This window comes from Acidithiobacillus sp. (assembly GCF_027322205.1).
Classification (GTDB): Bacteria; Pseudomonadota; Gammaproteobacteria; order Acidithiobacillales; family Acidithiobacillaceae; genus Acidithiobacillus.
Window position 1 is genome coordinate 1 of sequence record NZ_DAHVHY010000028.1, and the last position, 24,493, is coordinate 24,493.

23 protein-coding genes and 1 tRNA gene are annotated in these 24,493 nt (G+C 55.8%); 11 read left to right on the top strand and 13 right to left on the bottom strand.

Annotated features, from left to right (window positions below):
• Positions 1-29: 29 nt before the first annotated feature.
• Together M7F93_RS06170 and orn are read right to left on the bottom strand one after the other, a co-directional pair.
• Complete coding sequence (locus tag M7F93_RS06170) at positions 30-1,115, bottom strand: LLM class flavin-dependent oxidoreductase (RefSeq protein WP_298170692.1); 1,086 nt, start codon at positions 1,113-1,115, stop codon at positions 30-32.
• A 157-nt stretch (positions 1,116-1,272) separates the two neighbouring features.
• Positions 1,273-1,842 (bottom strand): oligoribonuclease, encoded by a 570-nt coding sequence (gene orn, locus M7F93_RS06175; protein ID WP_298170695.1) that lies wholly within the window; start codon positions 1,840-1,842, stop codon positions 1,273-1,275.
• 266 nt (positions 1,843-2,108) lie between these two features.
• Between orn and M7F93_RS06180 the strand changes: the two genes are divergently transcribed.
• From M7F93_RS06180 to M7F93_RS06215, 8 genes are all read left to right on the top strand, one after another.
• Positions 2,109-2,792: a response regulator gene (locus M7F93_RS06180; protein ID WP_298170698.1), complete on the top strand. Its 684-nt coding sequence runs from the start codon at positions 2,109-2,111 to the stop codon at positions 2,790-2,792.
• Positions 2,789-4,084, top strand: a complete 1,296-nt coding sequence (locus tag M7F93_RS06185; protein WP_298170701.1) for a sensor histidine kinase — start codon at positions 2,789-2,791, stop codon at positions 4,082-4,084. The genes M7F93_RS06180 and M7F93_RS06185 overlap by 4 nt, the downstream gene beginning before the upstream one ends.
• Positions 4,085-4,373: 289 nt before the next feature.
• Positions 4,374-4,460 (top strand) — tRNA-Leu (locus tag M7F93_RS06190).
• 78 nt (positions 4,461-4,538) lie between these two features.
• Entirely contained in the window at positions 4,539-5,054 is a 516-nt protein-coding gene (locus M7F93_RS06195) for a DUF3568 family protein (RefSeq protein WP_298170703.1), read from the top strand.
• A 453-nt stretch (positions 5,055-5,507) separates the two neighbouring features.
• Positions 5,508-6,191, top strand: a complete 684-nt coding sequence (locus tag M7F93_RS06200) for a MotA/TolQ/ExbB proton channel family protein (RefSeq protein ID WP_298170705.1) — start codon at positions 5,508-5,510, stop codon at positions 6,189-6,191.
• Positions 6,191-6,592: an ExbD/TolR family protein gene (locus tag M7F93_RS06205; protein WP_298170707.1), complete on the top strand. Its 402-nt coding sequence runs from the start codon at positions 6,191-6,193 to the stop codon at positions 6,590-6,592. Before M7F93_RS06200 ends, M7F93_RS06205 begins: the two co-directional genes overlap by 1 nt.
• A gap of 152 nt (positions 6,593-6,744) precedes the next feature.
• The gene (locus M7F93_RS06210; protein ID WP_298170709.1) at positions 6,745-7,476 is read left to right on the top strand and encodes a TonB family protein; all 732 of its coding nucleotides are present in this window, start codon (positions 6,745-6,747) and stop codon (positions 7,474-7,476) included.
• A gap of 94 nt (positions 7,477-7,570) precedes the next feature.
• Positions 7,571-9,142 carry an alkaline phosphatase family protein gene (locus M7F93_RS06215; protein WP_298170711.1) on the top strand — a complete coding sequence of 524 codons (1,572 nt, stop codon included), beginning with the start codon at positions 7,571-7,573 and terminating at the stop codon, positions 9,140-9,142.
• A gap of 4 nt (positions 9,143-9,146) precedes the next feature.
• Here M7F93_RS06215 and M7F93_RS06220 read toward each other — a convergent pair whose 3' ends face one another.
• The 6 genes from M7F93_RS06220 to purH all read right to left on the bottom strand — a co-directional run bounded on the left by M7F93_RS06220 (position 9,147) and on the right by purH (position 15,351).
• Positions 9,147-9,773, bottom strand: coding sequence for a GNAT family N-acetyltransferase (locus tag M7F93_RS06220; protein WP_298170713.1), 627 nt, complete (start codon positions 9,771-9,773; stop codon positions 9,147-9,149).
• A 177-nt stretch (positions 9,774-9,950) separates the two neighbouring features.
• Positions 9,951-11,042, bottom strand: a complete 1,092-nt coding sequence (locus M7F93_RS06225; RefSeq protein ID WP_298170715.1) for a quinone-dependent dihydroorotate dehydrogenase — start codon at positions 11,040-11,042, stop codon at positions 9,951-9,953.
• The gene (hemF, locus tag M7F93_RS06230) at positions 11,039-11,929 is read right to left on the bottom strand and encodes an oxygen-dependent coproporphyrinogen oxidase (protein WP_298170717.1); all 891 of its coding nucleotides are present in this window, start codon (positions 11,927-11,929) and stop codon (positions 11,039-11,041) included. Before hemF ends, M7F93_RS06225 begins: the two co-directional genes overlap by 4 nt.
• Before the next feature lie 4 nt (positions 11,930-11,933).
• Positions 11,934-12,494, bottom strand: a complete 561-nt coding sequence (locus M7F93_RS06235) for an L-threonylcarbamoyladenylate synthase (protein ID WP_298170720.1) — start codon at positions 12,492-12,494, stop codon at positions 11,934-11,936.
• 15 nt (positions 12,495-12,509) lie between these two features.
• The gene (gene purD / locus M7F93_RS06240; RefSeq protein WP_298170722.1) at positions 12,510-13,772 is read right to left on the bottom strand and encodes a phosphoribosylamine--glycine ligase; all 1,263 of its coding nucleotides are present in this window, start codon (positions 13,770-13,772) and stop codon (positions 12,510-12,512) included.
• Between the two features lie 13 nt (positions 13,773-13,785).
• Positions 13,786-15,351, bottom strand: a complete 1,566-nt coding sequence (gene purH, locus M7F93_RS06245) for a bifunctional phosphoribosylaminoimidazolecarboxamide formyltransferase/IMP cyclohydrolase (protein WP_298170724.1) — start codon at positions 15,349-15,351, stop codon at positions 13,786-13,788.
• 391 nt (positions 15,352-15,742) lie between these two features.
• Here purH and M7F93_RS06250 point away from each other — a divergent pair, with 391 nt between their 5' ends.
• Positions 15,743-16,534 carry an oxygen-binding di-iron domain-containing protein gene (locus M7F93_RS06250; RefSeq protein ID WP_298170726.1) on the top strand — a complete coding sequence of 264 codons (792 nt, stop codon included), beginning with the start codon at positions 15,743-15,745 and terminating at the stop codon, positions 16,532-16,534.
• Between the two features lie 12 nt (positions 16,535-16,546).
• Complete coding sequence (locus M7F93_RS06255) at positions 16,547-16,915, top strand: roadblock/LC7 domain-containing protein (protein ID WP_298170728.1); 369 nt, start codon at positions 16,547-16,549, stop codon at positions 16,913-16,915.
• 36 nt (positions 16,916-16,951) lie between these two features.
• Here M7F93_RS06255 and M7F93_RS06260 read toward each other — a convergent pair whose 3' ends face one another.
• The 4 genes from M7F93_RS06260 to M7F93_RS06275 form a co-directional block, all read right to left on the bottom strand.
• Complete coding sequence (locus M7F93_RS06260; protein ID WP_298170729.1) at positions 16,952-18,574, bottom strand: cation:proton antiporter; 1,623 nt, start codon at positions 18,572-18,574, stop codon at positions 16,952-16,954.
• 621 nt (positions 18,575-19,195) lie between these two features.
• On the bottom strand, positions 19,196-19,936 hold the full coding sequence (locus tag M7F93_RS06265; protein WP_298170732.1) for an HAD family hydrolase: 741 nt from the start codon (positions 19,934-19,936) through the stop codon (positions 19,196-19,198).
• A gap of 4 nt (positions 19,937-19,940) precedes the next feature.
• Positions 19,941-20,939: an aminoglycoside phosphotransferase family protein gene (locus M7F93_RS06270; RefSeq protein WP_298170735.1), complete on the bottom strand. Its 999-nt coding sequence runs from the start codon at positions 20,937-20,939 to the stop codon at positions 19,941-19,943.
• Positions 20,940-20,957: 18 nt separating this feature from the next.
• Positions 20,958-21,473: a hypothetical protein gene (locus tag M7F93_RS06275; protein WP_298170738.1), complete on the bottom strand. Its 516-nt coding sequence runs from the start codon at positions 21,471-21,473 to the stop codon at positions 20,958-20,960.
• A 172-nt stretch (positions 21,474-21,645) separates the two neighbouring features.
• Between M7F93_RS06275 and M7F93_RS06280 the strand changes: the two genes are divergently transcribed.
• On the top strand, positions 21,646-23,244 hold the full coding sequence (locus tag M7F93_RS06280; protein WP_298170741.1) for an APC family permease: 1,599 nt from the start codon (positions 21,646-21,648) through the stop codon (positions 23,242-23,244).
• An 81-nt stretch (positions 23,245-23,325) separates the two neighbouring features.
• On the opposite strand, the gene M7F93_RS06285 is transcribed toward M7F93_RS06280, so the two are convergent.
• A partial coding sequence (locus tag M7F93_RS06285) for an MFS transporter (RefSeq protein WP_298170744.1) occupies positions 23,326-24,493 on the bottom strand: 1,168 nt, incomplete at its 5' end.

The following is a 24,493-nucleotide window of genomic DNA, read 5'->3' on the forward strand; positions in this document are numbered from 1 at the left end:
CCCCGCCGCACCCGTGACCAGCACTTGCATTATCGGGGGACGGGCACGCGCAGAGCAGGTAACACCTCCTCGGCGAGCAAGCGCAGCGAGCGTTGAGTCACTGCGCTGGGGACCATTCCGGCACCGACAGCCAGAATCAGCCGATCCACGCCTGCCCGGGCGTAACGGGCCAGTTTTTGACGGCATGTGTCGGGATCGCCTACCACGACCATACCCATAGTCTCTAGCAGACGCAGACTGAGGCCACGGCGCAGCAGTGGTTCAAGAAAGCCGAGACGGTGATAGTATTCATAGCTTTCCTTGAGTTGTGCGAGGACCGGTCGGGTCTGATCCAGCAGCCGCTGGTAATACCAGGTGAAACCCTCGGCCCAGTGCTGTGCTTCCGCCGCATCCTCCAGACACAGGCAGCCAATGGTCATGGCAAAACCCGCATTCTTGCCCTTTTGCAACGGACCGTCTCCATGGTGTTGTCGCCAGCTCTTTTTATAGGCACGCAAATCTTGTTTGATGAGGAACCAGGGTTTAAACGGTCCGGAGAGCACACCAATGCCTTCCTGCGCTGCCCATTGGATAGTCGTCGGGCTCACGGCTGCCGTCCACAGCGGTGGATGCGGTTGCTGGAGGGGTTTGGGAAGAATATCCAGTTCATCGAAATTATAGAGTTTTCCATGATGGCTGAAGGGTCCACCGCCTGCCTGGCGAAGAATTTGTAAGCCTTCCTGCATATGGCCTCGACTGTCTGCCATTTGGCTGCCAAAAAGTTGATATTCCTTGGGGGAAAAACCACGCCCTATGCCCAGTTCCAGACGGCCATGGCTGAGGATATCCAGGGCGGCGACGCGTTCCGCAACGCGCACGACATGGTTGTATGGCAGAACAACGACGGCATGGCCAAGACGCAGATTCTTGGTGCGCTGGCTGGCTGCGGCGAGGAAGGTTTCTGGACTGCTGGAGTGAGAGTACTCGCGCATGAAATGGTGTTCCACGAGCCAGGCGCTGTGAAAACCCAAGGCGTCGGCGAGACTAAGCTCATCCAGTGTTTCATGATAAACTTGGGCCTCGCTGCGGCCGAGATGGGCAGGTACGGCGAGTTCGTAGAAGAGATCAATATCCACCGCGTTGGAGCCTCCATGACCAGCACTGCATCCACCCCGCCCCAAATTGCCGAACGGCTGCAAATTGCCATCTTAACATCGGAGCAGATGCGTCTGCACTGGGTCGACGCAGGGACGGGCACGCATGTTGTGGCAGCGGCCGGACTGACCTTGAGATCTATTCGGCCTCGGAGTTTGGCAATGATGTCTGCGTGAAAAGCCGCTCGCGATAGTAAGCGAGTTCACTAACGGATTCGCGGATATCGGCCAGCGCTTCGTGGCGCTCGGCTTTGGGGAATTTGGGCAGATGCGGATACCAGCGCGTGGCAAGTTCCTTGATGGTGCTGACATCCATCATCCGGTAGTGAAAAAAGCGTTCCAGCCGCGGCATCAGGCGGGCTAAAAAGCGGCGATCCTGACATACGCTGTTGCCGCAGATCGGTGAGGTACCTGCTGTGACATGCTGGTGCAGGAAGTCCAGCGTTTGTGTTTCCACTGCGGCCGTATCCAGGCGACTATCGCGGACCCGTTGCAGGAGACCGGAAGCGCCATGGGTACGCTGGTTCCAGTCATCCATAGCCGTGAGTGCGAATTCCGGTTGATGCACGGCCAATACCGGACCTTCGCAGAGAATTCGCAGGTTGTTGTCCGTGACCAGCGTGGCGATTTCCAGAATCTGATCCTGTTCTGGTCGCAGCCCTGTCATCTCCAGGTCAATCCAGATGAGGCGGTGTGCTTTGGGGTCCATGCGGTATCCTTGTTGAGCGAGTCGGGCCTAGTATACCATCGCTTTAAAGACACAAAAAAAGACGGACCAGAAGTCCGTCCAATAGCCGCAAAACAACCGCTACAAAACTTGTGTTGCAATCGCCCGCCCTAAAGTTATGTCGACCGATTGCCTGACCCTTCCGCTCCACTCCGTCTTTTAGTTTGGGTACCGCTGCTGCCTATGGTGGTATAGTAACTCCGACATATTTCGAGAATATTTCCGGAAAAGGGTTTTGCGAGGTGGAGATGGCAGTCGTTTTGATAGTGGATGATGATCAGCGGCTTGCAGCTATGCTGCAGGAGTTTCTCGAAGCTCAGGGCTTCGCGGTGCTATTGGCGGCCAATGGGCAGCAGATGCGTCAACAAATGGCGGCGGGCCCGGTGGATGTGATGGTGCTCGACTGGATGTTGCCGGGACAGGATGGCATCAGCCTCGCCAAGGATCTGCGCAGGAAGGATGGAGGGCCTCCTATTCTTATGCTCTCGGCCCGTGGCGAGGACGAGGAACGTATCCTTGGACTGGAAAGCGGCGTCGATGACTACTTGGCAAAACCTTTCAATGCGCGGGAGCTGGTGGCGCGTTTGCGGGCCTTGTTACGTCGTAGCGGGAAAGATGAGGGTGGCGAAAAACTCCACTTTGGTGATTTCCGTTTGCATATGGCCGAGCGACGGCTCTATCGTGGTGATGCGGAAGTCGACGTGAATCCGGCGGAAATGGAGCTGTTGCTGGTCTTTGCGCAGCGCCCGCGACACATACTGAGTCGCGATCTTCTGCTGCAGTTGTTGGGCGGAGAAGAGGATGGGCGCTTTGATCGGAGTATAGATGTGCGGGTGACCCGTCTGCGCAAAATTATTGAAGAGAGTCCCCGGCAACCACGCTTTTTGCAGACAGAGCGTGGCGCTGGATATCGGTTCATGCCTATCTCATGAGTCTGTGGCGCGGACGCAGCCTGTTTTCGCAAACGGCCTGGACCTTGGGGCTGGGCATTGTTGTTCTGCAGATTCTGACCTTGGTGATCATTGTAGCTACGGTGCTATATCCGTTGGCCGAGCGTTCGGCGGAGGATCTGGCAGGTTTGATTGTGATCAGTGCGAAAACCTATGCCGAATTGTCTCCGCAAGAGCGCCCCACTTTTTTGGCCAGTCTGCAGGCCGACAATGGGATAGAAATTGCTGCGCATCTGGATCGTTCTATAAAGCATACCCATGGGCATATATACGGCTGGTTGCTGAGTCGTGCGCTGGCCAGGCGCTTAGGGGAACCCGTGCGTGTGGATGTTTTGGGTGGAAGCGTGCGTACGTTTTGGGTGCCGGTTACTGTTTCCGGACAAACGGCTTGGGTACATTTTGACCGAGGGCGCTTGGCCTCGTCTCTCCCTATCGCCATGATTTTTGTGCTGGCTTTTTCGACCCTCGCGCTGTTGGTGCTGACGATGATTCTGGTACGCCGGGTATTACGGCCTCTCGGCGTGATTTCAGAGGCATTGCGCGGATCGTTAAAGGCACCTCTACCGAGTCTGCCGCGCGGCGGTGCTTATGAGTTCCAGGATATCCTCAATATTTTCGCTAACCTGCGGACCCGTTTGCAGGCGATGATTAATCATCAGTCGTTGTTGCTGTCCGGGATTTCCCACGATCTGCGTTCACCGCTGGCGCGCCTGCGTATGGCCTGGGAACTGTTGCCGGAGACCACGCCGCAGCGTCTTCGGGACGGCATGTTGCAGGATGTGGAGCGGATGGATGAGCTGCTGGCCCAATCTCTTGCGCTGGGTCGCGGTATGGCGGCGAAGGTGGCGGATTTTGATCTGATGGTATTGCTGGCCGAAGTGGGCGCGGATTTCGAGCGGGAGGGCGGCCACTGGGAGGCAGCATTACCGCGTCGTTATCCCTTCCGGGGAGATCGGGAGGCTTGGCGCCGTCTGCTGTCCAATCTTTTAGATAATGCTTTGCGTTACGGTGGCGGGAGGATGACGGCAGAGTTTAAGAAAACGCCGGGGCATCTCCTGTTATGCCTGTGCGATGCCGGCCCGGGAATTCCGGAGGCGGACCTGGAGAAAGTTTTTGAGCCGTTCATTCGTCTGGATGATGCGCGGGGGCATAGTGAGGGCAGTGGCCTTGGTTTGGCCATTGCCCGTCAATTGGCAGAAGCGCAGGGGATGCGCTTGCGTCTTTTTAATTCCGCCGGTGGTGGGCTCTGTGCGGAGTTGTCTTGGGCCGTGTAAACGGACACTGGGGCTTGCCGAAAAAGTTGCCGCTGGTTTGGGCGGTGCCGGTGAAAGTACCGATTGACGCAGTAATGTGCTCAGGAATATGGTCTACACTGTGGCGGTTGTCTGTAAACATAGAAGAACCTGAACTCGCCACGAGTATGGTCTTCGTTAACGGGGGGTTGGTACGGTGGGCCTTGTGGGGTTGGTGGGGAGGCCCAGGCTGGGGATGGCGTTAATTTTTGATGGCTTGCGCGGTCTTGCTTAGGGCGGGCAGACCTCTTATTATATACGCTGGTATTTTGCCGGGATGGCGGAACTGGTAGACGCGCCGGACTCAAAATCCGGTGGTGGTGACATCGTGTCGGTTCGAGTCCGACTCTCGGTACCAAAAAACTGAAGAAGCCCGGTTTCTCCGGGTTTTTTTGTAACCAGTTTTCCGCTTTTTTCACGGAGCTAGGGGGTTGGTATGGCGATGCAACGGCGGTTGGCGTGGTTGGCGGTGGCAGCAGCAGGTGCGGTGGCGATGCTGCCGCTTGGCGGGTGTGTGGCGCTCGTTGCAGCCGGAGCTGGTGGTGGAGCGGTGGCTTACGTGGAGAACGGTGGGGTCGCCAATTTCTACGCGTTCTACCCGACTTCGATGAGTCAGGTCAGTGCGGCGTCCCGTGCGACATTCGGAGAAATGGGCATTCGCTATAATGGTGAAATCCGCAAGGGTCCTTCTGAGTATTTGATTGAAGGTACTACCCAAGATGGGCAGACGGCTAAGGTGACGCTGACTTCCATGGCGACGGATGTTACCAAGGTCAATATCCGCATTGGCACTTTTGGTGACAAGCCATTGTCTTTGCAGTTCCAAAAACTTCTTTCGCAGCGACTGGGAATGGCTGCCAGTGCTGAAGCTCCGGCGGGGGGCGTGCCCTCGACCAGCAGCCAGCCAACGGTGCCACAGCAGCCTGAACAGCAAACAATCCCATTACAGTAGTAAGTAATCCACCTTTTTCCATGACTGGGTTTGGGTTGCCAGATCTCCTCGCCTCATGGCTTCTGGTAGCTCCAGTGTGGTGTTGTGGGGCTTTGTCCGCGCGCCACTGAGCTTGTGGTCTAACTGCTTCATGAAAGTGCCATGCTTAATGATGCAGCCTATCGTAAGATTCAAACTCGATAGGAACCATCGTGACAGCGCCGCAAGACTGCGAATATATTGAGCGATGGTCTTAATTTTATCCAGGAGAATGCTGCAGCGGCACAGATGCATAGTTTGCGGAGGTGTGTGGAAAAGGCAGGCGCTGCGGAGTAGCTGGAAACAGCCATGGATTTTGGCGATCACCTGAGCCTGCCGCAGAAAAATGCCATTGATATAAAATTGTCATAAAAGGTTCATAAAACTGTCACATTGATTTGCTATGGTGACTCCTTCGTTTGAAGAGGGACTCCTATGAACCTGCAATATCTTATTCATCTCGCCAACTATTCAGATGGCGTTCTTTACATACTCGGCATTCTGCTGCTGGTTGAGTTGGCGGTGATGGTAGATCGCTTTTGGTACCTGCGTCGCACCATTCTGCGTGGGCTGGTGTTCGTACAGGAGCTGGGTAGCCATGGTCGGCTGGATCGTGAAACGCTTAATAAAATGACCGAAAGCGCCGGAGACCTGCCCGAAGCCACTTTGCTGCGAATGGCCGCTTCCCATCACGGACAAGTCAAGGGCGAAGCCCTCGCCAGCCGTCTCGAAGAAAGTGTGCTGGTGTTGGCGCCGCAACTGGATCGTCGTCTGTGGTTACTGGACACTATCATCACCTTAGCGCCGCTGCTGGGTTTGTTCGGCACGATTATCGGTATGTTCCATGCCTTTTCGGTGCTGGCTGCTCCGGGACACGCGCCTACGGCGGTCACCGGTGGTGTGGCTGACGCGCTGGTCGCCACGGCAACTGGCCTGTTTATCGCTATGCTCGGTCTGGTGGCTTTCAATGCTTTCAACAATCAGGTGCGGCAGATTCTCCTGCAACTGGATTCCGTAAAGACCATGCTGCTCAATCGGATGGACGGTCAGCCCATGATTACGCCGGACAACAGTGATAAGCAGCGCAGTGAAGTGTTGTCTGTGGCAAGGGCCAGCTGATGGAGCGCCGTTACTTCGAGCAGAAGAAGGGCCGGGTGGAGATCATCCCCATGATTGACATCATGCTCTTCCTGCTGGTGTTTTTTATCATGATCACGCTGCAAATGATCCCCGATAAGGGCCTGAATTTGCAGCTTCCAGCCTCCAGTCAGGCGCAGCAGCTTCCGCGCCCGCACTACACCATCAATATCGATAAGGATGGATCGGTGGATGTGAAGGGTCATCACTATAATCTCGACGGTCTGCAGAAAATGCTCGCTGCTGATGGTGATCCCAGTAAAACCCAGATCACCATTGCTGCCGACAAAGGGGTGCCCTTTCAGGACTTCGTTCATGTGATGGATCGCTGTCAGAAGGCCGGGGTGAGTGATATCGGGATTGCCGCGAAAGCGAGTAATTAGGAAAAGTATATAGAGCCTATCAGTAACTAGACAAATCGGCGCAAAAAAATCTGATTATTAGGGGGTCCTCTCAAAAGATCATCCCTCCGCACTGGTTGAATTTTTTGTCAGGATCGAGTGTCGAAAACGTAATTTGAGGAGGAAGATAATCGGTGAATACAATCGTCAGTGATCCATCCTGGGCACCGCAACGTCCGCAAAAGCCGGAAGGGCACTTCGGGCGCGCGTTGCTGGTCGGCGCTGTGTTGGAGGTGTTGTTAGTGGGTGGATTGATCTGGGCGAGTGGTAATACGCCACCACCCAAGCCGATGGTAAAGAAGATCATCGCCATTCATATGGTGCAACCGGCACCTCCTAAACCCAAGCCGGTGCCACCGCCACCGAAGCCGGTAGTGCATCCGAAGCCTGTGCCTAAGCCGATACCTCATCCCATTCCGCAGCCGAAGCCGGTAGTGCATCACGCGCCTGCGCCCAAGCCGTTAATGGCCAAAACACCGTTGCCTACGGCACCAGTGGTACCGCCTAGTCCGCCGGTAACCACGCCGCCCCCGCCCCCGCCCCCTCCGGCGCCGAGTATGGCTGCACGTGAAGCAGCGGTAGATCAGTATGCTGGTATGGTGCGCGCCCGGGTTCAGGCCGATGCCCATGTACCGGAGGCTGTCCGGCTGATGCATTTGAGTGGCACCGCCGTGATCACCTTTCGGCTGACGCCGTCGGGCCAACTGCTGTGGGCGAAAATTGCCCAATCCAGTGGTGTGGGATCTATTGATAGGGCGGCGCTGAAATCGGTAGAAGCGGGTACTTATCCGCCATTTACCAAGAATATGCCGAAACATGCCAGCAATTTTAATGTGGAAGTGCATTTATCAAGCCACTCCTCGTAGTGCTGGTGTGATAATTTCTGGAGCGCGGCGCATATTCTGCCTTGGCTATCAGAATGGCAGGTAATTACTCAATCATTAAACGAGGGTGTTTTTTATGGGGCAGCAAAATCGTCGACAGTTTCTGAAGCAATTGGGACTGGCGAGTGGTGCAGTTATCACCGCCCCGCATCTGATGGGGGTGGCGCATGCCGCTGGGGTCAGCGGCGAAAATCGTCTGCGCCAGAAGATTAAGCATGTGGTGGTGATTTTTCAGGAAAACCGCAGCTTTGACCATTATTTTGGTACTTTTCAGCCGAAAAATGGGCAGCAGGTTATCAATTTACTGGACGCTCAAGGGAAGATTGATCGTCATTTTCTCGGTTTACAGAAAAATCCGGCGGGCATTGCTTATGATGATTTGCCGTTACCTATCGATATTCCGGGTTTCCAGAATGTGCAATTGCCCAATCAACCTTTCCACATGGCACCCTATATTCCGGCCAAGGGCAATGTGCATTGGGATCCCAAGCATCGGTTTTTCCGCATGATGGCGGAGATTCATAACGGTAAGATGGATCGTTTTGTAGCGCTGGCGGGCGGCAGCAAAACCCATTTATCGCGGGATGAATTCAAAAAAATGAGCCCGGAGCAAATCGCTTTTGATCTGGCTCGTCCCAGTGGCCCGGTACTCGGACATTACACCGATAAAGATCTGCCTTTTTATCATCGAGTTGCCCATCAGTACACGCTTTTTGATCATTTTTATCAGGCGATGAGTGGTGGCAGTACTGGCAATGCCCTCTATCTGGTGGCGGCGCGATCCTGTGTCTATCCCAATGCACCGAAAGATGCGTGTGCGCCCTTTGATCCGAAAGAAGCTGGTGTGGAACACGCCTTTTTCGATCTGCCCTATGACCATAAAAAGATTATGGTCAACGACCTGCCGCCGGTGCAGGGTCCGACTAATGCCGATGATGTGAAGGCACTGAAAATCTCTCCGCCGCCGGAAGCGCAGACCTATGGCAATATTGGCGATCGTCTGGATGATGCCGGGGTGTCCTGGGCCTGGTACAACGAAAACTGGGATCAGGTGAAGCCCTGGGCACTTAAGACTGCTTTTGGTCCCGGCGATGGCTCGGCAGTGATCGATACCGGTCAGCTATATGTCGCGCACCATAATCCCTTCCAGTACTATCCGCGTTGGCCGGAATATGTAAAGGCTGGACATATACGGGATAGCGACGATTTTCTGGCGGATGCGCATGGCGGCAAGTTACCCGGCGTCTCCTTCATCAAAGCCAGCGCTGTCCACGATGAACATCCTGCGAACTGCGCGCCGGTCTATGGTATGGAATGGGTGGAGAAATTGGTGCGCGCCGTCGCCGGGGGGCCAGCCTGGGATAAAACGGCTATTTTCATCACCTATGACGAGGGTGGTGGTTTCTGGGATTCTTTGCCACCTGAAGTGGTGGATGATTATGGATTTGGCACCAGAATTCCAGCATTGCTCATCAGCCCCTGGGCGCGTCAGGGCTTGGTGGATCATCATATGGCCAGCACTGCAAGCATCCTCAAGTTCATTGGAACCTGTTTTGGTCTGCAAGCCCTCAACCACCGCGACCGCGATGCCTACGACATGATGGGTGCCTTTGACTGGGATCAGAAACCCAAGAGCTTCAGTGTCTGACCGGCTAGGCTGGCAACGTTAATGCCTTATCCATAGCGAGAAGGCAAAGCCCGGCAACCTTGGGTATGCCATAACGACTATCATCCGGGAAGGGCAGGGTGCTACCGGTAAATGCATAACCGCGCCGCTGATAATAAGCGGCCACTTCAGGACGCTGTTTGATAACCCACAGACGCATACGCTGACCCGCCCAAGTGCTTCGGGCATATTCCTCTGCAGTATGTAACAACGCATTAGCCACGCCCTGATTTTGCCATGTCGGAGTAACCGCAAGCATCCCGCATTCGGCCACCCCTGCTTCAGCAAGTTGTAAATGACAGCTGGCAATTATTTCCTTTTTTCTCGCTGCAATCACTAAACAACTATTCGATTTTGTGGCCAACTCTTCGAGCATCGCTTGATCACAGCGCTGGCCATCCAGTAAATCCGCCTCTGTCGTCCATCCCGCTTTGGCAGATTCTCCCCGATATACTCCATTGATCAGCGAACAGAGCGCCGTTAATTCTGCCATCGGCGCCGTTCGGCAAAAGAACAAGGGCTTTGCGTGCGTTGAAGGGAAGTGGCTGCCATGCAGATTATTCGTCATCTGCTGTATTCCCGATAAAATTGTTATTTGTAGGGAGAGCGTCATAACATCTTCATAAAAGTGTCATGTAGGCGTGTTATGAAGCCGATAATATGGATTTTATGAATCATGGAAAATACCCTTAATTGGCCTGAATAACCGGTGTTATTAATGATGACTCATGAAACCCGTTTTTAACGGGTTAATATGTTCACTGTTCAGATGCTGTGGGCGGAGAGGATATCAGGTGGCACTACCCCGCGCATGCGCAAGATCGGGATAACCATCCTTCAACCATAGCTCCGGCAGTGTCTCAAGAATCTCTCGTACCAGTTCCGGTCCCCGGAAAATCAGCCCGCTATAGATCTGTAACAGACTGGCACCCGCCCGGATCTTGGCATAGGCATCGGCCGCACTGAGGATGCCACCGACGCCGATGATGGGTGCCTGTCCCCGAGTTGCACGATAGAGTTGCGCGATGACGGCATTCGATTGCTTCAGCAATGGTGCACCACTCAGGCCGCCGCATTCGGAGAGTTCGGGTTGGGAGGCCAGGCGTCCTACAGTGGTATTGGTGGCGACAAAACCATCCACCAGAGGTTTCGTGCCTAAGGCCAGAGCAGCGATGGCGTTGAGGTCATCGTCACCCAGATCTGGAGCGATTTTCAGGAGCAGAGGCAGGGGCGGGCGTTGATGCTGCTCCGCCAGACGTTGGTTGGCTGCAGCAATAGCACTGAGCAGTTCCCGTAAAACTTTCTCTCCCTGTAGCAGGCGCAGTCCCGGTGTGTTGGGTGAGCTGACATTGACGCAGAGATAGTCGCCATAGTGAAAGAGCAGTTCCAGCGCGGCGATATAGTCGTCCTGTGCCTGCTCCAGCGGGGTGTCCTTATTTTTGCCGAGATTGAGGCCAATGGGTATAGGGTGGCTGGATAGTGCCGCCAGCCTTTGAGCTACCGCTGCAGCCCCTTCACCGGGGAAACCCATGCGATTGATGACCGCCCGCTGTGCCGGATAACGAAAGACCCGGGGACGCGGATTACCCGGTTGCGGGCGCGGGGTCACAGTGCCGATTTCGATGAAGCCGAGGCCGAGGGCGGGGAGGGCGGCAGTAGCACGGGCGTCCTTGTCATAGCCTGCGGCGAGGCCCACAGGGTTAGGAAAATGCAGACCCCAAAAGTCCTGCGCCAGACGCGGATCGCTGACGCGGTAGCGTCGGGTAACTCGCGCCAGGCTCTGCGGCATGTGCCCCAATGCTTCCAGCGCAGCGATGCTCAGGGTGTGGGCACGCTCCGGGTCCAGCGTAAAAAGCAGGGGGCGCAGCAGACCGTAGCTCATGCCCAATCCCTGGGTGTGAGGAAGTCTTCCTTGAGGCGGGCTTCAGGGCTACCGGCTTCGCCTTGCCAGTCATAGACCCAGGCTGCCAGGGGCGGCAGGGACATGAGGATGCTTTCGGTGCGCCCGCCGGACTGCAGGCCGAAGAGCGTGCCACGGTCATAGACGAGGTTGAATTCCACGTAGCGCCCCCGGCGCAGGAGCTGAAATTGCTGCTCGCGTTCGCCGTAGGGCAGGTCCCGGCGGCGGGCGGCAATGGGCAGATAGCTGTCGAGGAAACTGTTGGCCACATCTTCCCAGAAGGCCTGCAGGAGATTTGCATCGCCACTGAGATCGTCGAAGAAGATCCCGCCGACGCCACGCATTTCCTGGCGGTGTTTAATAGTGAAATAATCGTCGCACCAGGCCTTGAAGCGCGGATAAAAGCTGGGATCATGGCGATCACAAGCGGCTTCGAGGGCGCGGTGAAAATGTTGGGCATCTTCGGCAAAACCATAGGTGGGGGTGAGGTCGGCGCCGCCGCCGAACCACCACACGGGTCCCGCGGAGAAAAAGCGGTAGTTCATGTGGACAATAGGGACGTAAGGATTGCGCGGATGCAGGACCAGTGAAACCCCGAGGGCGGTGAAGCTCTGTCCGGCCAGTTCGGGGCGATGGGCAGTCGCGGAGAGCGGCAACTGGTCGCCGTTGACCTTAGAGAAGTTGACCCCCCCCTTTTCAATGAGGGCGCCATCCGCCATCATCCGGGTGCGGCCGCCACCGCCGCCAGGTCTTTCCCAATGATTTTCGCGGAATTTTGCCACGCCGTCTGCTACTTCCAAGGCGTCGCAGATGCGATCCTGCAAGTTGCGGAGAAAGGTTTCTATTCTGTCTAAGGATGGCTGTTGCATGTGTTCACCCTCGTAAGATATGGCCGTTGCGGGCATCAATAATGCGGCTGGGGCGACGCTGGTGCCCCAGCCGGGCTGACAACACCCACAAGGAGCCGCCAAAGTAGCGGTATAAAGTGCGCAGACTGCGGGCCGGTTGTCGGCCTGCCGGGTTGGCGCTGGTGGAGACCATGGCGCCGCCAAAGGCGCGGGATAGCGTGGCAATGGCCGGATGGGTACTGATCCGCACCGCAATGCCTTTATGGTGTCCGCGTATCCAGAAGGGAACCTTCGGTGTGGCGGGAAGTACCAGTGTCGTTCCGGGCCAGAACTGTGCCAGCCGAGCTGGGTCTATTCCTTGCGCAGACCAGTAGCGTCGGGTTTCTGCCGCCCGGCCTGCTACCAGAAGAACGCCTTTATGTTGTGGCCGCCCCTTCAGGACCAGAATCCGGCGCAGGGCACGGCGCTGGCGCGGGTCACAGCCCAGTCCCCAGACGCCCTCCGTAGGATAGGCGATGACTCCGCCGCGCCGTAAATGCGCTACCCCCCGGCGAATATCCTGACGGCGTGGATAGCGGGGTAGCATTAGCCGAAAACCAACTCAGGACCGGCGTAGACCGTGGTGACCGATGTCTTGCCGATACTGCAGGCCGGGCCAGTGGAGATTGGCGACGGCGGCATAAGCCCGTTGTTGTGCAATCGTCAGGCTGTCTCCCAGTGCCGTAACACCAAGCACCCGTCCACCCGCCGTGATGACCGTGTCGTCGCGTGTTGCGGTGCCGGCATGGAAAACTTTGACGGCATTCCCATGCATGGTATCCAGACCGAGAATCGGGTCACCTGTCAGTGGGTGCTCGGGATAACCGGCCGCAGCCAGTACTACACAGAGGGCAGTACGGCTGTCCCAGTCCAGGGTTTTAGGCAGCAGATCGCCGCGAGCTGCAGTAAGCAACAGCGTATAAAGGTCGGAACGCAAGCGCATCATCAGCGGCTGTGTCTCCGGATCACCCAGCCGGCAGTTGAACTCCAGCACCTTGGGTCCGGCGGTACTGATCATCAGTCCTGCGTAGAGAAAGCCGCAGTACGGTGTGCGATCTGTCACCAGTCCCTGCGCGGCGGGGCACATCACTTCACGCAGTACCCGCTCGCTCATGGCGGTGTCGAGGATGGGGGTAGGGGAATAGGCACCCATGCCGCCGGTATTGGGACCCTGATCGTCGTCCAGCAGACGCTTGTGATCCTGCGACCCCGCCAGCGGCAGGACCTGACCATCCACCACTATGGCGATGAAACTGGCTTCTTCACCCTCCAGAAATTCTTCGATGACAATGGGACCCCATTGCAGAAACCGATGCACGGCGGCCTCCGCTTCTGCGTGCTCCAAAGCCACGACGACTCCTTTGCCTGCCGCCAGACCATCGGCCTTGACCACCACAGGCAACGGATGGTCGCGCAGATAGTCAAGTGCTGGGCCGCGGTCTGTAAAACGCCCGTAACGGGCGGTCGGGATGCCGTGACGCTCCATGAAGGCTTTGGCGTACGCCTTGCTCTCCTCGAGCATGGCGCCTGCAGCATTGGGACCGAAGACCGGAATGCCGGCTCGACGCAGGGCATCACCTACGCCCACTACCAGGGGCGCCTCGGGACCAATGACGACCAGCGCAATATCCAAAGCGTGGGCAGCAGCGACCACTTGATCGGCGTCGGTCGGCTTCAAAGCCAGATTTCGGACCTTGATCTCTTCAGCGGTGCCAGGATTGCCCGGTACACAGTAAACTTCAGCCACTGCCACCGACTGGGCCATCTTCCAGGCAATGGCATGTTCCCGCCCGCCGCTGCCGAGAACCATCACTTTGACACCCATGGGTGTCCCCTCCTTAACCATGGCGAAAATGGCGGACACCGGTGAAGACCATGGCGATGCCGTGTTCGTTAGCGCTGGCGATGACTTCTGCATCGCGGATCGAGCCACCAGGCTGAATGATGGCTTTCACCCCCGCTGCGGCGACCGTATCGACCCCATCGCGAAAGGGGAAAAAAGCATCGGAAGCCAGCGCCGCACCGTGCAGATCGAAGCCCAGTTCCAGGGCCTTGGCGGCACCGCACTTGGCCGCATCCACCCGGCTCATCTGCCCGGCACCAATGCCGACGGTCTGGCCTTCGCGGCCATAGACAATGGCGTTGGAACGCACATATTTACCGATCCGCCAGACAAAGGCGAGGTCGCGTGCTTCCTGAGCTGTCGGCGCGCGTTTTGAGACCATCTTCCAGTCCGCTTCCTGTTCCATGGCCTGATCAAAGTCCTGCGCCAGCAGACCGCCACGTACGCGCTTGTAATCCCAACCTGTCCGTCGCCAGGCACTGCCATCGTCAAAGGCGAGCACCCGCAGGTTTTTCCTTTTGGCCAGAATGGGCCGGGCATCGGGCGAAATGGCGGGTGCCAGTACCATCTCGATGAACTGGCCGCTCATGAGCTCGGCAGTCTGTGCGTCCAGCGGCCGGTTACAGGCGATGATGCCGCCAAAGGCGGATACTGGATCGCCAGCCCACGCGCGTTGATAGGCACTGAGCATATCTGCTCCCACGGCTACACCGCAGGGGTTGCCATGTTTCACCACGCAACAGGCGGGTTCGGCAAATTCCATCACCAGCGCAACGGCGGCATCACCGTCCCCGATGTTGTTGTAAGACAATTCCTTGCCTTGCAATTGATGAGCGTCCGCTAGTCCGCCGCCACTGCCGTCGCGGTAGAAAGCAGCGGACTGATGGGGATTTTCGCCGTAGCGCAGGTCCTGGACTTTCTCAAATTGCAGGGACAGAGTTTGTGGGAAGGTTGTCCGGCTGCCATCGGGATTGAATCTGGAAAGATAGTTGGCGATAGCACCGTCATATTGCGTGGTGTGGGCGAAGACCTTGGTAGCCAGACGGAAGCGGGTGCTGGCACCGATGCCGCCGTAACTCTGTTCCATCTCCTGCAGCACGGCGGGATAGTCATTGGGGTCGACGAGGACGGTGACGCTCTCCCAGTTCTTCGCTGCCGCACGGAGCATAGTCGGGCCACCGATGTCGATGTTTTCGATGGCTTCTTCCAGTGTACAATCGGCGCTGGCGACAGTCTCGGCGAAGGGATAAAGATTGACGCAGAGGAGATCGATGGCAGGAATGCCATGTTCGGCCATTTGCCGGATGTGATTGCTATTGTCGCGCTTCGCCAGCAGTCCACCGTGGATTTTGGGGTGCAGGGTTTTGAGACGGCCCTCCAGCAGTTCCGGGAAACCGGTGTAGTCGCCTACCTCTTGCACCGCGACACCATCGGCCATCAAGACCTTGGCGGTGCCACCGGTAGAGAGTATTTCCACGCCGAAATCCTGCAGCCGCCGGGCAAATTCCACGACGCCCCGTTTATCGGAAACGCTGATGAGCGCTCTCGTTATCTCACCCATAAATTCCACGACCTCTGAAAAAGTGGCAGTTCAAAATAAAAAAGGCACGATCAGGAGACCTGTCGTACCCAAACCTCCTGATGGAGGGAGCGTTCTGATTCGCGCTGCGCTGATCTCAGCTCAACTGAATGAGCGTATTGTAAAGGAGGCATCATCGCTATGCAAGCATGGCCAAGCCCCGGCACTCAGCCCGGCAGGGCCAATTTCATCCCTCAGGATTCCCATCGGAGTAAAAAAACCACCCAGATGGGTTGCTGTGCGGGGGCGCTTTTTGATAACGTTTTTGAAAGATACAATATTATGAAATAATATGGTTATATTTATTTATAATGTTTTAACTCTGTTGCCCTGCTTAATAACAGGGTCGGCATCACCTGCATAGGAGCCCATAATGTCCCAGTTGCTGTATGACGACGGAACGCATAAATGCATTGCCTTCACTGATCTGGTGGAGGGCGAGGGGATCCAGGCCAATCAATTCCTTATTGTTAATAATGGGGAAGGGATGCTGCTCGACCCCGGCGGTAACCTTACGTACAAGAACCTGCTGGCAGAGATGGCGAGCTATTTCCTGCCGGCGCATCTCGATTATGTGTTTGCCTCTCACGAGGACCCGGATATTGTTGCTTCTGCCAATGGCTGGCTGCTGATCACCGACGCGAAGATTCTCATCGCCAATGAATGGACCCGTTTCTTGCCACATTTTTGCTCTAAGGGGATGACCGCAGGGCGAGTCATCGGCATCCCGCCGCAGGGCATGAGGATCAATCTGGCGGGGCAGGAACTTTTTGTCGTGCCCGCGCACTACATGCACTCAGTGGGTAATTTCCAGCTTTACGATCCGATGAGTAAGATTCTGTTCTCTGGAGATCTGGGTGCTAATCTGGTCAGTGGACATGATGCTTCCAAGGTGATCGAAGGTGCGGAAGCGTTTCAGTCGCATCGCGCTGCATCAGGCATGGATGACTTCCACCACCGTTATATGGGAGGTCAGAAGGTTTGCAGACTCTGGACTAATATGGTGCGGGGTATGGATATCGAGTGGATTGTGCCGCAGCATGGCGCCTCCTTTAAAGGAGGGGAGACGGTCACGGCTTTCCTCGACTGGTTTGAGGGGCTGGAATCGGGACCTGACCTATTGACCCAGAAGGACTTTCAGTTTCCTGTTCCCGAGAATCTCTGAAGGAGGTGCAGCTTGAATCAGGAAATGTTTAACGATCTCTATGCGCAACTCGGCGCCATGTCGCCGGAAATACAAGGTGTCGCACTGATTTCCAACGAAGGAGTGGTGATTTTTCAGGAGGGAGAAACGGTGGCGGACCAGAGTCTTATCGGTGTTGCCGGTGCTGCCGTTATGCGTCTTGCAGAGCATATCAGCGCGGGTCTTGCCGAATGCACAGCGCAGGAAATCAGCATTCGCTGTAACCGGCATGCAGCGCTCTTTGTGCCAGTGGGAGCAGATGTGCTTCTGATGCTGGTGCTCTCAGCAGATACGGATACGCGTCCTTTGGCGGGGGCTATCCTTGGTATTGTATCTACATTCGGGCAGCGGGTTGTGTTATAGGCCTGTTGCTCAAGCTGGATTGTAATGTTAAAGAAGTCACGTTGTGGTGATTTCCTCCGCAGACTTCTGCATCGCTAATAGATGCTCCATAACGGTTTCTGGCTGTGATTCTATCTCCAGCAGTTTGGCGTCAATATCGGCGAGCATCTGATCGCAACTGGCCTCGCTGAGCATGCCTTCTTCGCGGGCATCAAGAATTTTCTGTTTCTCCTTAAGGAGCAGGCGCCGATACAACCGGGAAAAATCACCCTGGAGTACGAGTTTGTCGTCCCGTTTATCCAGACTGGCCAGTTTCTTTTCGGCATCTTCCTGCTCCCGCTGGTAATAGGTGGCCAGCACGTCCAGCGCGTGTCCGTCCCGCAATCCTTCCTGCCGTAGTTGCCCAATCTCGTGATTGCCGACTTGCGCCAGGACGACGCGCATCCGTTGCATTTCAAAATCCTGAGAGGCCTGACTACCGCCCAGTATTTTGAGGATCCGTGCCAGAGGCGAAATGCTCAGTCCCTGAATGAGGATGGTCAGTAATACGACACCGAAGACGAGGTTGATCAGCAGCGCACGATGCGGGAAATTGTGAGGAAGACTCAGGGCCAGTACCATGGACAGTGCCCCGCGTATCCCGCCCAAAACCAGCACAAAATTCCAGGCGGCAGGTATTTTGGCCCGCGTGCGGCTCAATAATCCGCTCATTCCGTAAATGACTGCGGCTCTGGCAATAGTGACTGCCACATAAGCGGCCAGAATCAGGGGCCAGATACTGAGCAGGTCAGGCAGGTGGATGGTGAAGCCGACGAGCAGAAAGATGAGTGAATTCAGGGCAAAACCGATATATTCCCAGAAGGTGTCGACCGCCATTTTGACGGATGCCGTCATTCCTCGTTTGGCCCCGTAATTGCCACAGATCAGTCCGGCGACGACGGTGCTAATGACGCCGGAGTAATCCATTTGCATCGCTGCGAGAAAGCTGCCATAAGCCGCGAGAATGGTGATGGTAATTTCGACCATGCCATCATTGACCCGTTTGATGATTTCGGAACTCAGCCAGCCGATGACTATGCCCACCAGAGCGCCACCACCGACCACGGCGAAAAACTGAATGCTCAATGCCGAAACAGATACCATTTTGCCCTCTGCCAGTGCAAGGAAAAGGGTAAAAAAGACGATAGCTGTACCGTCGTTGAGCAGACTTTCACTCTCTACTATAAAAGTCAGCCGTGCCGGTGCTTGCAGTTTGCGAAACATGGAGACCACAGAAATCGGGTCGGTGGCTGCCACCGCAGCGCCGAATACCAGCGCGATGCTGACGGGCATGACCATATTTGATAAACCGGGCAGGTATTGGCTGCTCCAGAGAAAGACGAAGGCGGTCACGATCATGGAAATAAGCACCCCGGGCACCGCCAGGCCAAATATGGCCAGACGGTCACGCCACAGGGCGCTGAAAGAGAGGTGATAGGCCGATTCAAAAATCAGCCCAGGCAGGAAGAGGGTGAATACCAGATCATGGGTCAGCACCGGCGCCTGAAACAGATGCAATGCCCCCAATATAAGACCACCCAGTACCAACGCCACGGTATAGGGTATGCGAAAGCGGTTTGCCAGTACCGATAGCAATGAGGCCGCCACAAAGAGATAGAGAATGGCAGTTTCCGGTATCATCGTTCCTGCATGCTGTTCATAAAAGGTGAAAAACAACCATAAGGATCACAACGCATCCGGGTAAGGAGTAATAACCGGATAGTCGTCTGCCAAGTTTTAGCCTCCAGGTCCATCTGAGCCATCATGTATGCTGACGGTGAAGGTCTGTAGAATGGCGGTGACTGTCGTGCCAGATCCACACCGCTAATGCGCGATAAACATGAGCAATTACGCCCTTACTAAGTATCCTTCCAATGCAACGCGATACGGAAAATTTCTTGGCCCCCTGGTCAGTTCGGAGGAATAGGACGGCGTGCATAACCCATCTGCCCTCTATAATGACAAAAACTTCTCCGCATTGTAGCGTAGATCACGTAATATAGCATGGGTTCTCGACCAATGATCTTTTAGCGGGTTGCAGTTTGTGCAACTATTTCATGATGACCCCTCATAAATATCCGTGAGACACCCCTGAGACCCTCAATGGGCCAGCGAGTTAGAATGTGAAGCCAGTTTCAAACACGCTGCGGAACTGGACGAGGTGCGTCCTCAGTAACAGGGTATTGGTTATTGTTTTTGCGATCCCGAAGACTAGACAGCTGGTGTGGATCACGTGCTTTTGCGGCGCAGGCAAAACCTTGATCAGTCATCCCCATGCTTCTGTGCCAGAAATCCGACGCCATCCAGAACCTGATAAAAATCTTTGGCAAAGTAGTCGGGTGCTACGTCGTTATAAGACTTGCTGCCCTGATTGGAATCCACAAAGATGGTTTTCATCCCCGCCTGTTGGGCGCCATAAATATCCCGATACATGTCATTGCCGACATAAATGGCTTCATGGGGAGCCACTTCCAATTGCTCCGCGGCCATGGCGAATAATCGAGAGTCTGGTTTGCGATAACCGTAGTCACTGGAAATAATTCGTATATCAAAATATTTCTTAATACCCAGCGCGCGCATTTCGGGGAGGGCGAAGCAGCGTTGTGCGTCAGAAATGGTGGCCAGTTGGTAGGTTTCCTGCAGGCTTTTCAGCGTGCGCTTAATGCCATCGTAACGCTCCAGGCGGGTGCGGGAGAGGGCACGGTGCAGGCGTGCCAACTCTTTTGCCAGTCTTTCCCGGCCTTTGACCGGTTTGCTGTTCTCCTGGATAAGCAAGGTGTGCCAGATCGCCTCGACGTCTATTTCCGGATATCGTTCAGCGGATTGGCGTTTTCTCTCCTTCATGATGGCGAAGTAGCGTTCCCGGACCTCTCGCCGGTTCATAAAGACCCGATGATACGTGAGGTAATGGGAAATGCCCCGATAAATCTCTTCCATTTCTTCATTGGTTTCAATGTTGATCATGGTGCCATAAAGATCTAAACAGACGGCGCGTATGGACATGGTGTTACCTCCGCAGAATGTGAATGGCTTCGTGGACCAGGGCTTGGCTGTAGCGCCAGTCAAGCCAGGAATTACGGGCGATGCGTAACAGGGTCATGCCCATGTAAAAGGGCATTCGCTCAGTAATCGATGCAAAAGCCGCATGGCGGTCCGGAAAATGGGTGCTGTATTCCCAGAGAAAATGACCGATAAATGGTTCGGCATGCTCTCCATGATGGGTGGTGCGCATGAAATGATGTTTTATTTCCCCGGCAATCATGCCGAGATCATACGCGCGATCGGTAAACTGCATACGTTCCAGATCAATGGCGATGGTGCGCCGATGGGCTGCGAAGAGAAAATTGGAGGGCGTGGCATCGCCATGGATCAGAACTTGCCGGTCTGCCCACATCCTGCCCATCTGCTGCCAGCGCTCCCGGTAATGATAAAGTTCGCCGGTCTGACGGGCAGATATCCGGTGGCGTCTTTGCAAGCGCTCCATGATCTTGTCAAAATAAGCAAAGTGGGCATCAAAACGCACTGTTTCAGAGCGCGCAGTCCAGTTATGTAATTTGGCAAGGAAGTAGGCAAGGTCCGTCAGGCGTGCATATAACAACTTTGCGTCATTATGTTCAATGCTCTCTTCAATGACGCTGGAGAGCGATTGCCCAGGACAGTATTCCTCTACGAGGACGCTGTTCATATCCCGTGAAATTCCCAGGGGTTGCGGAATATACAGTCGCTCGGTTTTGAGGCCCAAGTCGCGCAACATATGCATATGTTGCCATTCGTTATGGGCCAGCCCCCAGGCCTGTTGTGGATCTTTTCCGATACGGTTGAAAAATTTACCGATGACTTTCTGCTGTGAATGGGTTTCCTCGTAGAGAAAAACCTCATTAGATGCCGGAAACTGGAATACTCGAAACTGATGGAGCTGCTGTCCTGTGCGTAATTGTGGGAATATCTGCTCTTGCAGATACGCATAGAATGGATCGTGGGGATTCAGGCGGCCTAAATATTTCATTTTAACCCTTTTGCCTTGTCATGAATCTCCGGGGGGTAGGGATTGCAGCGCTGGGTGCAGCTGTATCCCGATGATTTTCCAGCCTGATTCCGCATCGCGCAGCAACGGTGCAATGTTTTGCAGAATTTGTTGCTCCAGTGCAGCCTTGGCGGTGGTGGAAGTGGTGACACTGGCCAAATCCGGAAAAGCCATGAAGGGGTTGGCGATACGTGCGTCAAGCTGTCTCTGTAGAGGGCGAAGGTCCTGCCAGGGGCCATTGCCCTGCATGGTCGCCACTGGGTGAATAGTGAGGGCTTTGATTTTCCCCGCGTGGTCTGTGATGGTGACGCCATAAGACCCAAGATCGATGTCGCGTCGGACCGGCGTTGGTGTTGCCGGGTTCGGTGTCACCGCTGGCGGGCTGATTCTGCGCAGGTGAAGCGGCAGATTAAGGGCAATACCCACGGCAACGGCGGCGAGCAGGACCGCCAGGACGCCGAAAATAACCCACCGACCACGCCCAGATTTGGCTTGCTTTTTTTTGCGGGCTGCCAATCTCCGTTTCTCCTTTGCCGGGTAAGCAGCATTTATTGGTTCAATATGTTTTAGTTGTACCATGGGCAAGGCCGACACAACAAACGTGATGCCATTGGGCGATCTGCAGGATTGCATTACACTCCCGCTGAGAACGGGTATTTACACGGACCATTCAAGAGGGAGTTAGGTTATGGTGGCAGGCCATTTGCGACGGGAGGGGGGGACGATTGGGCTGCTTTATGCGAGCCTGGGGGCCATAGTGGGTTCCGGCTGGCTGTTTGGGCCGCTGCATGCGGCGCAGCAGGCCGGGCCCTTGAGTCTGGGGTCCTGGGTGGTGGGGGCAGTGGCTATCTTGTTGTTGGCGCTGGTGTACGCCGAATTGGGGCCAATGATTCCGCGCAGCGGTTCTATTGTTCATATCAGTCATCTGGGCAATGGGCCGTTGTTAGGTCGCATCTGGAGTTGGATTCTGTTTTTTTCCTACGTCTCCATCGCGCCGGTCGAAGTGACGGCGGTGCTCACTTACGCAAATAATTATCTGCCGGGTTTTCTCGCTGGTGAAGCGGGCGTGCTCAGTGATCGGGGTTTTGTCGCCGCCATTTTGCTGCTGGGTGTTTTTGTTTTGCTCAATTTCCTGGTGATTCGCTGGGTGCTGTTGCTGAATAGTGCGGCGACCTGGTGGAAGCTGATTATTCCGGCTGCCACTATCTTCGTCTTGTTGAGCTTTTCCTGGCATCCCGAGAACCTGCAATTACATCATTCCCAGGGGGATCTGGAGGGCATGTTCACGGCCGTGGCCAGCGCTGGGATTATTTTTTCTTTTTTCGGATTCCGGCAGGCGATCGATCTGGCGGGAGAGAGTCGGAATCCGGGGCGCAGTATTCCCATAGCGGTTATCGGTTCGGTGCTGATTGGCACGGTCTTGTATGAGGGCTTGCAATTTGCGTTTCTGATGGCGGTGAATCCTGCTGATCTGGCGCATGGGGGATGGTCACACCTGGCTTTTACTGGGCTCACTGGACCCTTTGCGGCATTGGCCGCAGCCGTGGGCGCCGCCTGGTGGGGTGTCATCCTCTATGTGGATGCTCTGGTGTCGCCAGCGGGTACCGCCTTCATTTACACCACTTCATCGGCGCGTATTACCATGGCGGCAGGGGAAATGGGCAGTGCCCCGCGAGGGCTGGCGCGGATTAACGGTAGTGGCGTGCCCTGGATCGCTCTGTTGGCAGTGTATGCGGTTGGTGCGCTCTTTTTCTTCCCTTTTCCTTCCTGGCAAAAGCTGGTGGGATACATTTCTTCGGTGACGGTGCTTTCTTATAGTCTGGGGCCGATCGTACTCTTGCAGTTGCGTCGTGCCATGCCCGATGCCGTGCGTCCTTTTCGTCTTCGCGGCGCAGAAATTCTCGCCCCGGCAGCTTTTGTGGTGGCTAATTGGATTATCTTCTGGGCCGGGCTCGACACCCTGAGTTTCACCTTCAGCGCGCTGACCATCCTGATGGTGGTTTTTTTGGTTTACCATTACTTCCTCGCCAAAGAGCGCCGTACCCAAAGCCTGGGATGGCGCTATGCGTGGTGGGTGTTACCCTATTTTGCGGGTCTGTGGATCTGCAGTTATCTCGGTCCGCAAAATCTTGGTGGCAGAGGTCTTTTACCTTTTTTCTGGGATATGGCGATACTTGCTGCATTTAGTCTGGTTATACTGCTTGTGGCATTGCGCACGACAGTGGCAGATCAGGTGATGAGAGATTATGTGGAAAGTCTGAACGCGGTGCCGGAGGCGGCACCATAGCCGATCCCAGCCGCGGAATTGACTACCGGAAGAGTCTGGATAAACAGGGTGAAGCGCAATCGTGGCGAGCCACCACGCGCATCAAGCCGCCTTTTTGAATACCCCGCTATTCCACCAGGCCAGCCAGAGCAGGGGCAGGGTCCAGAACGCTGACAAAGTATAGATATTACCCAGAGAAATCAATTGTTGCAGCGGGCCGAGGCCGAAAGAACCAATGCCTTCGCCAACCATGAGGGCGCCGACCAGTAAGCCGGCCATTTGCGTGCCTTCTTGCGGGTGCGCGGCAATGCCGTAGGCCATGCTGTAGGGATAGTAGATACCGCAGGCGACTCCGGCAGCCGTGAAAGCGACGAGCAGCCCCGCTGCCGCCTGCAGGTGCGGGATAATGAGGAAACAGGCGGCCATCCCCAGCGGCGCCAGCAGATAAGCGGTGCGACGATGGATCAGATGATCTGGAATGGCACCGAGGCCAAAGCGGGCGATGGTCATCCCACCCCAGAACAGCGACAGGGCGAGCGCACCCGTTGCCGCAGGCAACTGACGGTCAACACTGACCAGCACATTCGCCCAACTACCAAAACTGCCTTCGCAGATGGCGTAGATCATTACCCCCACGGCGAAGGGGAGCATCGACCGTCGCCACGCCCTCAAGCCACCCTGCTCCTTACCTCCGGAATCCCTGGCTTGGGGTAATAACATCAGCCCCAGCCAAAGAATGAGCAGCACAGCGGGCCAGACATCCCAGATCAAAACGGTCTGGAAGCCGGCGAGAATTATTGGCGAGATGGCGGTAGCGCCGCCGATGACGGCATTGAGGATGGTGACGGCCGCCGCCGCCGTTCCGGCGAAGAGCAGGGAGGCAGCACGGTTGATAGCGGCATTGGTCAGCCCGAAGCCGATACCGAGCAGAAAGGTTTCAGCGAGGAGCAGTATGATGATGGTAAAACCGTGGGTGAAGTAGGCGGTAACCAGCAAGCCCATGGCGACGGCATTACAGAGTACCCCCAGCCGGAACAACCCCGCGCTCCCCAGTCGTCCGTGCATACTGCCCGCCGTTAACGCTGCCAAAATGGCGCCGATGATCTCCGGAAAATAGAGGAGGCCATAGGTGGCGTTGCTCATGTCATAAGGGGCACTGCGCAGGGTGGTACCGAGGGCAGGAATAAGGACAAAGGCCGCCCCCTGCAGGAAACCGGCGCCATAAACCGCCGTGGTGCCGCGTTTCATGGCATTCCCGTAGCAAAGCGGG

What these genes read in the sequence shown, in the direction of transcription:
- orn (WP_298170695.1), bottom strand. Translation starts at nt 1,842, where the DNA reads ATGGACCCCAAAGCACACCGCCTCATCTGGATTGACCTGGAGATGACA.
- M7F93_RS06180 (WP_298170698.1), top strand. Translation starts at nt 2,109, where the DNA reads ATGGCAGTCGTTTTGATAGTGGATGATGATCAGCGGCTTGCAGCTATG.
- M7F93_RS06185 (WP_298170701.1), top strand. Translation starts at nt 2,789, where the DNA reads ATGAGTCTGTGGCGCGGACGCAGCCTGTTTTCGCAAACGGCCTGGACC.
- M7F93_RS06195 (WP_298170703.1), top strand. Translation starts at nt 4,539, where the DNA reads ATGGCGATGCAACGGCGGTTGGCGTGGTTGGCGGTGGCAGCAGCAGGT.
- M7F93_RS06200 (WP_298170705.1), top strand. Translation starts at nt 5,508, where the DNA reads ATGAACCTGCAATATCTTATTCATCTCGCCAACTATTCAGATGGCGTT.
- M7F93_RS06205 (WP_298170707.1), top strand. Translation starts at nt 6,191, where the DNA reads ATGGAGCGCCGTTACTTCGAGCAGAAGAAGGGCCGGGTGGAGATCATC.
- M7F93_RS06215 (WP_298170711.1), top strand. Translation starts at nt 7,571, where the DNA reads ATGGGGCAGCAAAATCGTCGACAGTTTCTGAAGCAATTGGGACTGGCG.
- M7F93_RS06220 (WP_298170713.1), bottom strand. Translation starts at nt 9,773, where the DNA reads ATGACGCTCTCCCTACAAATAACAATTTTATCGGGAATACAGCAGATG.
- M7F93_RS06225 (WP_298170715.1), bottom strand. Translation starts at nt 11,042, where the DNA reads ATGAGCTACGGTCTGCTGCGCCCCCTGCTTTTTACGCTGGACCCGGAG.
- hemF (WP_298170717.1), bottom strand. Translation starts at nt 11,929, where the DNA reads ATGCAACAGCCATCCTTAGACAGAATAGAAACCTTTCTCCGCAACTTG.
- M7F93_RS06235 (WP_298170720.1), bottom strand. Translation starts at nt 12,494, where the DNA reads ATGCTACCCCGCTATCCACGCCGTCAGGATATTCGCCGGGGGGTAGCG.
- purD (WP_298170722.1), bottom strand. Translation starts at nt 13,772, where the DNA reads ATGGGTGTCAAAGTGATGGTTCTCGGCAGCGGCGGGCGGGAACATGCC.
- purH (WP_298170724.1), bottom strand. Translation starts at nt 15,351, where the DNA reads ATGGGTGAGATAACGAGAGCGCTCATCAGCGTTTCCGATAAACGGGGC.
- M7F93_RS06250 (WP_298170726.1), top strand. Translation starts at nt 15,743, where the DNA reads ATGTCCCAGTTGCTGTATGACGACGGAACGCATAAATGCATTGCCTTC.
- M7F93_RS06260 (WP_298170729.1), bottom strand. Translation starts at nt 18,574, where the DNA reads ATGATACCGGAAACTGCCATTCTCTATCTCTTTGTGGCGGCCTCATTG.
- M7F93_RS06265 (WP_298170732.1), bottom strand. Translation starts at nt 19,936, where the DNA reads ATGTCCATACGCGCCGTCTGTTTAGATCTTTATGGCACCATGATCAAC.
- M7F93_RS06270 (WP_298170735.1), bottom strand. Translation starts at nt 20,939, where the DNA reads ATGAAATATTTAGGCCGCCTGAATCCCCACGATCCATTCTATGCGTAT.
- M7F93_RS06280 (WP_298170741.1), top strand. Translation starts at nt 21,646, where the DNA reads ATGGTGGCAGGCCATTTGCGACGGGAGGGGGGGACGATTGGGCTGCTT.